Source organism: Kitasatospora sp. NBC_01300 (assembly GCF_041435235.1).
Classification (GTDB): domain Bacteria; phylum Actinomycetota; class Actinomycetes; order Streptomycetales; family Streptomycetaceae; genus Kitasatospora.
Genome location: NZ_CP108409.1, coordinates 1,109,823 through 1,120,985 on the forward strand (window position 1 = coordinate 1,109,823; position 11,163 = coordinate 1,120,985).

Genomic DNA, 11,163 nt, shown 5'->3' on the forward strand with positions numbered 1-11,163 from the left:
TCCGCCCGCCGCTGTGACCGGCAGGGCCGCGGGCCGTCGGCGGCCGTGCTTCCCACTCATGACTGTTGAACAGTTGACAGTCAGATGACTGATGCTGCGCATGCGCCGAGTGGATCACTGTGGTTTCGACGGCCGGAACGCCCATCGCCCCGGCCTCCCGTCCCCACTCCCCCGTCCCCACGGGTCGATCCTCCGAGGAATCCCCATGAACTCCATACGTACCAAGTGGCGCCTGGCCGCCGTCACCGTCACGACCGCACTCGCCGTCCTGATGTTCTCGAACTCCTCGGCGTACGCCGTGGCGCCCGGCGAGAGCACCAGGTGGGCCAACGAGATCGAGGACAACGTCCCCGTCGCGGCGAGCGGCATCATGGGCGAGGCGCGCGCCGACAACAGTGACCTCATCCAGGTGTGGCGCGGAGCCGACAACGCCAACATGTACCTGTCGCTCGACCACGGGCGGCCGATGACGCTCGCCGGCCAGACCAACGCCAGCCCGCAGGTCGTCTACGTGGGCGGGACCCAGTTCATGCTGTTCCACACCGGCACGAACGGGTTCATCTTCTTCAGCATCCTCCGGGTGAACGTGGGGAACAACGGCCAGCGGTACCTGCAGATCGGCGACTGGCGCCAGGTCGGGAACGACGCCCGGACGAACGACGGCCGCCCCGTGGCCGCCGTCGCCCTGCCCCACAACAACGTGTACATGGCCTACCACGGTGCCAACAGCAACGAGATCTGGGGCATGACCTTCAACATCCCGGGCAACTACTGGGACGTCCCGCTCCGCACCTTCGGCGCCACCAGCGACTCCTCGCCGTCGCTGGCCTTCAGCCCCAACAACAACCACATCCTGCTGGCCTACCGGGGCACGGACAACCGGGTGAACGTCATCCGCGCGAACTACCAGTCCCAGCAGTGGTACGGGCGTTCGATCCTCGACGGCGTCCTCACCGACTCGCAGCCGGCCATCGGCATCACGCCCAACGGCTGGGGCCAGGTCGCCATCCGGGAACAGGGAACGGGCCTGCTGCACATGGAGGACATCTCGGACGCCGGCGCGCGCGGCAGCTGGGTGCGCGAGTCCAACAGCTTCACCTCGCCGTACGGCCCGCGGCTCATCATGGACGCCTACCGCGCCTACCTGGTCGCGACGGCCTGGGGCGGCTACGTCTTCTGGAAGCAGTCCCGCCAGTACTGAGGCCCTACCGGAGCCCGCGGAGTGGGAAGTCGGCCAGGCCGACTTCCCACTCCGCTTCCCATCCCACGGGCGCCTCACCATCCACGGCCACCCGGAGCGGACCGTGTCCGCACCGAACGGGCGAACGGGCTAACGGTGATCGGACGCACGACGGACCGGCGGGGCTCGCCGCCACCCGATCGGGCCACGTCCGGCCGCGACACGGCGAAGCGCCGCGACAACGGCGGTCCGGATGCGGAAGGCTGACGCCACCCTGCCCGGGGCCTCGCGGCGCGGCGGGAACGAGCGACCGGAGCGACCGGAGCGACCCGAGACCGGAATGGTGGCATGACCGTCCAGGACACCCCGCCCACCGGGACCACCCGGCGCGGCGACTTCGCCGAGCTGCACCGACGCGTCTCCGACGCCGGTCTGCTGCGCAGGCGTCCCCTGTACTACGCGGGCCGGAGCGCCGGGCTGTTCACCGGCCTGGCGCTGCTCCTGGCCGGGTTCGTCGCGCTCGGCGCGAGCTGGTGGCAGCTGTGCCTCGCGCCCCTGTTCGCCTTCGTGCTCGGCCAGTTGGCGCTGCTGGGGCACGACGTCGCCCACCACACGGTGTTCGCCGGCCGGCGGGCGACCGACCTGGCGGGCATCGTGCTGGGCAACCTCGTGGTCGGCATGAGCTACGGGTGGTGGGTGAGCGACCACAACCGGCACCACGCGCACCCGAACCGCGAGGGCCACGACCCGGCCGCGGACTCCCTCCTCTTCGCCCGGACCACCGAACAGGCCGACCGGACAAGGGGATTGAGGCGGCTCGCGGCCAGGTACCAGGCGGAACTGTTCTTCCCGCTGCTGTCCCTTCAGGCGCTCGGGCTGCTCGTCGCCACCTGCGTGACCCTGACCCGCGGCACCGTCCGGTACCCGGCCCTGGAGCGCACGCTCGCCGCGCTGCACTACGCCCTGGCGGTGGCCCTCCTGGCCGTCGTCCTCGCACCGCTCCAGGCGCTGGCCTTCGCCGTGCTGTTCGGGGCGGTCCTCGGCGTGTACCTGGGCTGCATCTTCGCGCCCAACCACAAGGGCATGCCGATGATCGGCCCGGACGCGGAGCGCGCCGACTTCCTCCGCCGGCAGGTGCTGCCGTCGCGCAACCTGCGGGCCGGCCGGTTCGTCCACTTCCTCTTCGGCGGCCTCGGCTACCAGATCGAGCACCACCTCTTCCCGGCCATGCCGGTGGCGGCGCTGCGCCCCGCCTCGCGCATCGTGCGCGACTACTGCGAGCAGATCGGCGTGCCGTACAGCGAGGCGGGCCCGCTCGCCTGCTTGCGGGAGATCCTGCGGGACCTGCGGGCCGTCGGCCGCTCCCTCCCCGTCGACCCGGCGCAGCCGGCCCCGCCCGCCCGGCCTTCCGCTCCGGAGCCGACCCGGCCGACGGCCCCACCGACCCTGCCTTCCGCCCCGGAGCCGCAGGCCGCGCCCGAAGCGGGGGCGGCGGCGCGGTGAGCGGAGTCCTGTCCGGGCCGGCGGCGCGCACCGCGGACGGCCCGGCCCCCGGCGGCGAACGGCTCCGCGTCCTGATCGTCACCGAGTCCTTCGCCCCGCAGCTCAACGGTGTCGCCCACAGCGTCCTCCGGACCGCCGAACACCTCGTCGCCCGGGGCCACACCCCGGTGGTGGTGGCACCCGCCGTGCGGGCACCAGCCGCACCAGCCGCCCGAGCCGCGCGACGGCACGCGGGCGACCCGCACCGCGACCCGGAGTACGGCTACGAGGTGGTCCGCGTCCCGTCGGTGCCCCTGCCCGGCTACCCGGAGGTGCGGGTCGCGCTCCCGGGGCGCGGGGTGGCCGACGCCATCGAGCGGCACCGCCCGCACGTGGTCCACCTGGCCAGCCCGTTCGCACTCGGGGCGGCCGGCGCCGCGGCGGCCGACCGGGCGGGGGTCCCGTCCGTGGCGGTCTACCAGACCGATCTGGCCGCCTACGCCAGGACCTACCTGCCGGCGCTGGGCGCGACCGGACCCCGGCTGGCCTGGTGGCGGCTGCGACGGGTGCACTCCCTGGCGGCGCGGACGCTGGCACCGTCGCGGGCTTCGCTGCGCGCCCTGCTGGCGCACGGCATCCCCCGGGTCCACCTGTGGCCGCGCGGCGTCGACTGCGCACGGTTCCACCCCCGCCACCGTGACGAGACCCTGCGCCGGCGCCTCGGCCGCCCCGGAGACGTCCTGGTCGGGTACGTCGGGCGTCTGGCCCCGGAGAAGCACGTCGACCGGCTGGCGGAGGTGTCCCGCATCCCCGGGGTCCGGCTGGTGGTCGTCGGCGACGGCCCGTGCCGGGCCCGGCTGGAGGCCGTACTCCCGGACGCGGTCTTCCTGGGCCTCCGGTCCGGGCACGAACTCGCCCGGCTCTACGCCTCGTTCGACGCCTTCGTCCACGCGGGGCCGTTCGAGACCTTCGGCCAGACCCTCCAGGAGGCCATGGCGAGCGGGCTGCCCGTCGTCGCCCCGGCGGCCGGCGGACCGCTCGACCTCGTCCACCCGGGGCACACCGGGTTCCTCGTCCCACCCGGCGCGGCGGACGGGTTCCGGGAGGCCGTCGAACGTCTCGCCCGCGACGACGAACTGCGGGCGGCCTTCGGGCAGGCGGGCCGTGCCGCGGCGACGCAGCGCAGCTGGGAGACGGTCGGCGACCGCCTCGTCGAGCACTACCGGCTCGCCCGCACCGGGACGGCCGAGCCCCTGCACCGCTGAGCGGGCCGACAGGCGGTCAACGGCGGCACCACACCCAAGGAACGGACCACGGACCACCATGCACCACCCCCTCGCCGCCGAGTACGTCCGCAGCCCCGCTCCGGCCGCCGGCACCGCCGTCTTCCTGCACGGACTGGGCGGCTGGACCCACAACTGGGCCCACCTGATCGACCTGCTGCGGACCTCGGCGCACTGCCTGGCCCTCGACCTCCCGGGCTTCGGACGGTCGGCACCCCCGCCCGACGGCGACGTCACCGTCGAACGCCAGGCCGCGGCCGTCGCCCACCACCTCGACCGGACCGGACACCACCGCGTGCACCTGGTCGGCAACTCCCTCGGCGGCCTGATCGCACTGCGCCTCGCCGCCCAACGGCCCGACCTGGTCGGCTCCTTGACCCTCATCTCACCGGTGCTGCCGACGTTCCCGCCCGCCTCGGCCCTACGGGTGGCCCTGCTCGGCCTGCCGGGCGCGCCGCGCCTGCACTCCCGCCTCCTGGCCGCCCAGAGCCCCGACCGCCAACTGGACGACCTCTACCGCCTGATCTACGCGAACCCCGCCCTCGTCGGCACCGAACAGCGGTCGGTGGAGGCGCACGAGCGCCGACGCCGCGCCGAACTGCCGTACGCGCAGGACATGCTGGCCGAAGGTGTGCGCTCGGTGGTCCACGCGTTCCTGCGCCGGGGCGAGGCCTCCGCCTGGCACCTGGCGCGCCGCGTCACCGCCCCCACCCTGCTCGTCTACGGGCGGGACGACTCCCTCGTCCCCTTCCGCACGGCGCCCCGGGCCTACGCGGCCTTCCGCGACGCCCGCCTCCTCACCCTCCCCGGCGTCGGCCACGTCGCCATGCAGGAACGGCCGGCCCCCGTGGCCACGGCGATCCGCGCCCTGATCACCGAGGCGATCCGGCGCGGCGCCGTCACTGTGCCGGAATCGCGCGCACCGGGTGCTTGCTCAGGATCGACACCCGGTTGAAGGCGTTGATGGCGATCGCCACCCAGATGACCGCCGAGATCTGGTCATCGGTCAGGACCTCGCGGGCGGCGCCGTAGGCGGCTTCCTGCGCACCGGCGTCCGACAGATCGGTGGTCACCTCGGCCAGGGCGAGCGCGGCCCGCTCCTGCGGCGTGAACAGCTCGGTGTCGCGCCACGCGGGCAGCGTGCCCAGGCGCTGCGCGGTGTCACCGGCCTGCAGAGCGGCCCTGGTGTGCACGTTGAGGCAGTAGGCACACCCGTTGATCTGGGACACCCGCAGATTGACCAGCTCCACCAGCCTGCGGTCCAGCCCGGCCTCCGCCGCCCCCGCCCCGGCCGCCTCGGCGGTCGCCCGCAGCGCCCGGTAGGCCTGAGGGCTCTGCTTGTCGACGAACACCCGCCGCCGCACCGGGGCAGCGGTCACATCGGTGGTCACATCACTCACGGGAACTCCTCTGGCGGATCAGCAGATCGACAGATCAACGAATCGCTCGTGGCCGGCGTGCCACCACACCATCATAGTTGAAACTGAAACCACTTTGGGGAGCGAAAGCGGCAACCCGGAAGGCCACAACACGAGCCCAGCCCTCCGGCCGAGGCCCCTCTGCGGGCCCCGCCCGCGTGCTGGTGCGCACGCACGATCGGGGAGTCCGCCAAGACCACCCAGTCCAGGTCCTCATCGACATCGGCCCGGGCCATCAGCGCAACGAACACCCGTTCCCAGGTCCCGTCGACGGCCCACATCCGCAGCAGGTTGTAGACATCCCGCCAGTTGCCGCACCTCTCCGGCAGGTACACCCACTGCGACCCAGTCTGGAGCTTGAAGACAATCGCGTCGATCACCTCACGGTGGTCGCACCACCGGCCACCGCGCTTCGGCGTTCGGTCCGGCAACAACGGCTCAATTCATGCCCCCTGTGTGTCAGTCAACGGCACAACCAGACCAACGACCAGATGATCCAAACGAAACTGCCTAGACCTCGAAGCCGGCACCGCCACCATCCGCCGCTCCCTCCAGCGCGCCAACCCGACGGCCTGACCACCCTCCCCACCAAGACCCTCAGCTCCGAACACCGTATCGCCCTGCCCGCTGCCTGTCTGCGCTCATTGCGCGACCACCTCGACCAGCAGGCCCGAGAACGGGAGAAAGGCTGGCGAGAACTGGAAGGAAAGCGGTCACGTATTCACCCGCCCGACGACCACCCGATCGAACCCGTTACCTTCACCCGGCACTTACTACTGAGGTTTTCGTGTGGTTGTCGGTAGTGACAGGTAGTGATCCCTGCGGTATGCCGGTGGTATGCGGTACGCGCAGGGTGGGGGCCTGACCGCTGAGCGGCGGGCGTTTCGTGAACAGGTGCGGCTCGAGGCCGCTGCCCGGTTCGAGGCCGGTGAGAAGACCTCGGCGATCGCTCGTGACCTGCGGGTCGGCGAACGGTCGGTGGAACGCTGGCGACGGTCTTGGCGTGAAGGGGGAAATGAGGCCCTGCGCTCGTCGGGCCCTGCGAATATGCCGAAGCTGTCTGCGGCCCAGTTCGTCGAACTGGAGGAGGAGTTGGGCAAAGGACCCGCCGCTCACGGGTTCGAGGACCAGCGGTGGACCCTGGCCCGGGTCCAAGCAGTGATCGGCCGCCGGTTCCGGACGCGACTGTCGATCGCGACCGTGTGGTGGCTGTTGAAGCGACACGGCTGGTCCTGGCAGGCCCCGGCCCGCAGGGCGCTGGAGCGGGACGAGCGCGCGGTGGAGCTGTGGAAGCAGGAGGTGTGGCCGCGGGTAAAAGCACCGCGACGGCGCCCGGGGCCTGGCTCGTCTTCGAGTTGCGCCGTGAGGCGCTGTGATTCGTGTGGAGGTGAGAGACCTTCACCGCTGACCTGTCGTAGCAGGGACGTGGAGCTGAGGGCAGCCTGATCCGGGTGATGCCGGGAAGGGCGGGAGCGGCCCTGACAAAGCCGGGACGTGCCAGTACTGCCAGATGGTGCGGGTCCGGCGAGCGGGATGGAGAGGAGTAGGCGAGGAACCGGCGTCTTTACGTCTCTTAACGACTACACCGGCTCGAACCTGGCGGATCTGGGCCGGAGGCGGTGCGCACTCGTCGTCTGGTGGCGGCGGGGAACTCCTTGATCGGTATTTCGAAGCCGTCCGGGAGGCCACGAGGAAGGTCTACGGCGTACTCGTGGCGATGCCGCAGGGACACAGTCGGGCTCCTACTCCAACGAACGAATCGCAGTGAACACGGGAACCACCCGTTCTCAGCTCCCCGGTCGTGCACGGCCAGTGCCTGGTGGGGGACAGGCGCATCGACCGCCGAACGGTCCGGGTGGGGCGGAGCCGCCGTAGTATTCCGAGCCGGGGAGAGCCCGCGCACATGGGGAAGGGCGGCAGCGGTTTCGAGGAGGGAAGGAGACTGCAATGCCGAAAGATGCACTGCTGAACAGCGGCGCTCTGCTGGAGGAAGACCCGGTGGGTCCACGCCAGCGGGTATCGGAGATGCAGGCCAAGCTTCACCGTTGGGCGGCGGCCGATCCCGGCCGCCGGTTCGATGATCTGTTCAACCTCATGCACGACCCGGCGACGCTGATCGCGGCGTTCGACCGGGTCGCCGGCAACCGGGGAGCCCGCACACCCGGCGTGGACGGCCTGACGGCCACTGACGTCGAGGAGCAATTCGGGGTCCCCGGATTCCTGGACGACCTACGGGCCCAGCTCAAGCAGGGGGCGTTCCGGCCGCTACCGGTGCGGGAGCGCAAGATCCCCAAACCGGGCGGATCGGAGAAAGTCCGGCGACTGGGGATTCCCGTGATCGCCGACCAGGTCGTCCAGGCCTCGCTGAAGCTGGTGCTGAAGCCGATCTTCGAGGCCGACTTCAAGCCGGTCTCATACGGCTTCCGGCCCAAGCGGCGGGCCCAGGACGCGATTGCCGAGATCCACTTCTATGGCACCCACGGCTACCGGTGGGTGCTGGACGTGGACATCGCGGCGTGCTTCGACGAGATCGACCACGTCGCGCTGATGGACCGTGTTCGGAACCGGGTCAAGGACAAGCGGGTGCTGGCACTGGTGAAGGCGTTCCTGAAGTCCGGCCTCCTCACGGAGCTCGGGGAACAGCAGGAGACCTTCACCGGCACGCCGCAAGGGGGCATCATCTCCCCCTCTCCTGGCGAACATCGCCCTGTCGGCGCTCGATGGGCACCTGCACCGGGCATGGGAACCGGACGGAGAGCTGTCCACCAGCCCTCGGCGCGAGCGGCGGAGTTCCAAGGGCCTGCCCTCGTGGCGGCTCGTCCGCTACGCGGACGACTTCGTCGTCCTGGTCAAGGGAACCAGGCAGGACACCGAGGCACTGCACGAGGAGATCGCTCAGGTACTCGCGCCGATGGGGCTGCGGCTCTCCGAAGCCAAAACCCAACTGGTACACCTGAGCGAGGGGTTCGACTTCCTGGGGTTCCGCATCCAGTGGCGCCGCAAGCGCGGAACGGACAAGTGGTACGTCTACACCTTCATCGCCGACCGGCCTCTCCGGTCGGTGAAGGCGAAGATCCGTACCCTCACCCACAGAACGTCGCAACAGGACCTGGCCGTGGTGCTGATCAATCTGAACAGGGTCACCCACGGATGGGCCAACTACTTCAGGCATGCCGTCGCAAAGCGCACCTTCAGCAACCTGGACAACCTCGTCTGGTGGCGGGTCATCCGGCTGCTGCAAGAGCGGCATCACTGGAACTGGTCGGACGTCCGCAGACGGCTCACCACCGCCACCGGGCGGTGGCTGCCGATCAGCGCGGGCGAGATCGAGTTGCGGAAGATCAGCGCGATCCCGGTCACCCGGTATCGCTACCGCGGCAACACGATTCCCAACCCCTGGGCCACTGCAACCACCTGACGGCAGAGACCGTGGAGAGCCCGTTGCGTCGAGAGGCGCACGGCGGGTTCGGCGAGAGGTCCGGGGAAACGGACCGGGAGCAATCCCGGCACCGCGCCCCGGGCCTACTCAGCGACGAGGCCGGGTTCGCGATGACGCCGCCGCGCGCCCATACCTGGGGCCGACGCGGGCACACGCCCATCGTCCGTGTCCGAGGACGCTCCCGCCGTCGGATCTCAGTGGCCGCACTCTGCTGCTACAAACCCGGGGAGAAGAGCCGGATGATCTACCGGTCCCGCTTCCACATGCCGTTCAAGGGAGCCCGCAAGAGCTTCGCCTGGACCGACTACCGCGACCTCGCCGTCCGCGCGCACATCCAGCTCGGCGGCCCTGTCGTCCTGATCTGGGACAACCTGAACACACACCTGGCCGCCGGCATGAAACGGTACGCGGCCGAGCACGACTGGTTGACCGTCTTCCAGCTGCCGTCGTACGCACCGGACCTCAATCCGGTCGAAGGCCTCTGGTCACTCCTACGGCGCGGCCCCATGGCGAATGCCGCCTTCACCGACGCCGACCACCTCACCCGCACCCTTCGCCGAGGCCTGCGACACATCCAGCTCCAGTCGACCCTCATCGAGGGATGCCTGACCGGCACCGGCCTGTCACTCACTCCACCGACTCCACCCTGAAAACCTCACGACCTGGTGCGTGATAGCGGCGGCGATGTGACGGCCTGAGCGACGGCCGTGGGTCAGACGGCGGCTGTGCGGTCGGAGACGAGGCCGGCGACAGCGAGGTAGGTCGCCGGGAGGGTGTCGCGACGGTGGGTCCAGCGGGCCAGTCCTTTCCAGCGCTTGTGGTCGGCGAGGGCGTGCTCGACGGGAATGCGCTGGGACGAGTGCTCATGACGGGCCAACTCCCGAGCCTCGTGCACTTCCGGTGCGGCGATCTTGTTCGGCTTCCTGGGTGGTGTGACCGCCTTGCCGGGGTGGTCTCTGCGGAGACCCAAGTAGCCGTCGTCGAGAAGTACTTGGACCTTCGGGAACTGGCGGAAGAGGTCGTCGATGCCTTCACCCCGTATCGCGGTGGCGTCATGCATGCGTCCCGGGCGGAGGTTCCCGGCCCACAGGGTGCGGCCCTTCTCATCGGCCACGACGGTGGCCTTCATCGTGTTCTGCTTCTTCTTGCCGGAAACGAAGGCCCTGCGCCCACCGCGGTGCGGGGTAGGGCGGCGGACCTGGACCTCGGTAGCGTCCAGTCGCAGCGCGACTCCCTCGGCCTGCGCGTAGGCGAAGACGTCCGAGAGGGTCCGCAGGCGGATCCCAGGCCGATCGGGCACCCCGAAGCCTCGGGCGGCGAGCAGGCCCCTGACCTCGCCGACAGCCCGGCTGACCGTGGAGCGGTCGACGCCGAACAGCAGGGCCAGGACCGAGTGCGGCAGGTCGTGGCGCAGGTGGATGAGCGTGGCGGCCACCCGGTCGACGAACACGAGCCGGTGCCGGGCACCCGCACCGGCGGCCCGTTGACGCGCTCCACCACGGACGACATATCTCCGTCCCTCGACCTCGGCCTGCCAGGGAGACGCGAGCTCGGCGATGAGCCTCGCCAGATGCCGGCGCGAGATTCCAGTCAGCACCTGATGGCCGAGGACGGCACGATTCACCTTGATTGCCACAGCGTCAGATCATGCCGGTCACAACACTGCTGGTCACATCGCCGCCGCTATCACGCACCAGGTCGTTAAAGGCGCTCCTCCGCCGAGCGGGACTCCGTCAGATCCGATTCCACGACCTCCATCACTCGACCGCGGTCCTCCTCCTGGATCAGGGCGTCGAACTCCTCGTCATCAACGAAATCCTCAGCCCCACCCACATCGATGTCACCGCCACCATCTACGCCCACGTCCGTCTCCGCCTCCAGCCCGACGCCATCGACCTCCTCGGCCGCGCCCTCCGCGATCCCGCAGAGACGACCAGTCGGCCTGATGACGGCGATGACCCGGCGCCGCGTGCAGCACTCGTCCGCCGACGTTGCCGTCAACTACTGCCGTCAGACGCCACAGCGGGCCCCACCGGCTATACATCCGGTGGGGCCCGCTGCTTTCAGGTTTCGATTAACCACGATTCCCATTGTCGCGCTTCAGCGAGACCGGCTCTGCACCATCGACATAGACGATGTATCCAGCTTCATCGTCATCTTCGCTATCTCCGATCGGAACCACCGAGATCCCGAGAGTTGGCCTGGGAAGCCAGCCAACATCCTTCGCCGGCCCATACTCCCTCACAGCACGCACACGCACGCCCGTTGGGGGGATCCCCACCATGCACGAATCGCCGGATTCAAGCTCGCTGGGCTCTGGCTCAAGCCGCCATGGCGTATTGACCCATTCATAGCTCTCGG

Annotated in this window: 9 protein-coding genes and 2 pseudogenes; 7 read left to right on the forward strand and 4 right to left on the reverse strand. The window is 70.1% G+C overall.

All coding sequences use genetic code 11. The features are described 5' to 3' along the window. Positions 1–205 precede the first annotated feature (205 nt). The 4 genes from OG556_RS38185 to OG556_RS38200 all read left to right on the forward strand — a co-directional run bounded on the left by OG556_RS38185 (position 206) and on the right by OG556_RS38200 (position 4,900). The gene (locus OG556_RS38185) at positions 206–1,201 is read left to right on the forward strand and encodes a hypothetical protein (protein ID WP_331744827.1); all 996 of its coding nucleotides are present in this window, start codon (positions 206–208) and stop codon (positions 1,199–1,201) included. A 327-nt stretch (positions 1,202–1,528) separates the two neighbouring features. Further along, positions 1,529–2,683 carry an acyl-CoA desaturase gene (locus tag OG556_RS38190; RefSeq protein ID WP_331744829.1) on the forward strand — a complete coding sequence of 385 codons (1,155 nt, stop codon included), beginning with the start codon at positions 1,529–1,531 and terminating at the stop codon, positions 2,681–2,683. Between the two features lie 71 nt (positions 2,684–2,754). Further along, positions 2,755–3,927: a glycosyltransferase family 1 protein gene (locus OG556_RS38195; protein WP_331745475.1), complete on the forward strand. Its 1,173-nt coding sequence runs from the start codon at positions 2,755–2,757 to the stop codon at positions 3,925–3,927. A 58-nt stretch (positions 3,928–3,985) separates the two neighbouring features. Then, positions 3,986–4,900, forward strand: coding sequence for an alpha/beta hydrolase (locus tag OG556_RS38200; protein WP_331744830.1), 915 nt, complete (start codon positions 3,986–3,988; stop codon positions 4,898–4,900). Here the strand turns inward: OG556_RS38200 and OG556_RS38205 are convergent. Together OG556_RS38205 and OG556_RS38210 are read right to left on the reverse strand one after the other, a co-directional pair. Further along, positions 4,845–5,345, reverse strand: a complete 501-nt coding sequence (locus tag OG556_RS38205; protein ID WP_331744831.1) for a carboxymuconolactone decarboxylase family protein — start codon at positions 5,343–5,345, stop codon at positions 4,845–4,847. The two genes, OG556_RS38200 and OG556_RS38205, sit on opposite strands and share 56 nt — an antisense overlap. Before the next feature lie 71 nt (positions 5,346–5,416). Then, complete coding sequence (locus tag OG556_RS38210) at positions 5,417–5,797, reverse strand: transposase (protein WP_331744833.1); 381 nt, start codon at positions 5,795–5,797, stop codon at positions 5,417–5,419. 403 nt (positions 5,798–6,200) lie between these two features. Between OG556_RS38210 and OG556_RS38215 the strand changes: the two genes are divergently transcribed. From OG556_RS38215 to OG556_RS38225, 3 genes and pseudogenes are all read left to right on the forward strand, one after another. Further along, positions 6,201–6,809, forward strand: coding sequence for a winged helix-turn-helix domain-containing protein (locus OG556_RS38215; RefSeq protein ID WP_371523124.1), 609 nt, complete (start codon positions 6,201–6,203; stop codon positions 6,807–6,809). Positions 6,810–7,310: 501 nt separating this feature from the next. Further along, positions 7,311–8,781 (forward strand): annotated as a pseudogene (gene ltrA, locus OG556_RS38220) (group II intron reverse transcriptase/maturase). A gap of 104 nt (positions 8,782–8,885) precedes the next feature. Continuing rightward, a pseudogene (locus tag OG556_RS38225) lies at positions 8,886–9,452 on the forward strand (transposase); the annotation flags it as partial. A 62-nt stretch (positions 9,453–9,514) separates the two neighbouring features. Here OG556_RS38225 and OG556_RS38230 read toward each other — a convergent pair. Both OG556_RS38230 and OG556_RS38235 read right to left on the reverse strand, forming a co-directional pair. Continuing rightward, positions 9,515–10,438 (reverse strand): transposase family protein, encoded by a 924-nt coding sequence (locus tag OG556_RS38230; protein ID WP_331744835.1) that lies wholly within the window; start codon positions 10,436–10,438, stop codon positions 9,515–9,517. 65 nt (positions 10,439–10,503) lie between these two features. After that, entirely contained in the window at positions 10,504–10,803 is a 300-nt protein-coding gene (locus tag OG556_RS38235) for a hypothetical protein (protein WP_371523125.1), read from the reverse strand. Between the last annotated feature and the right edge of the window lie 360 nt (positions 10,804–11,163).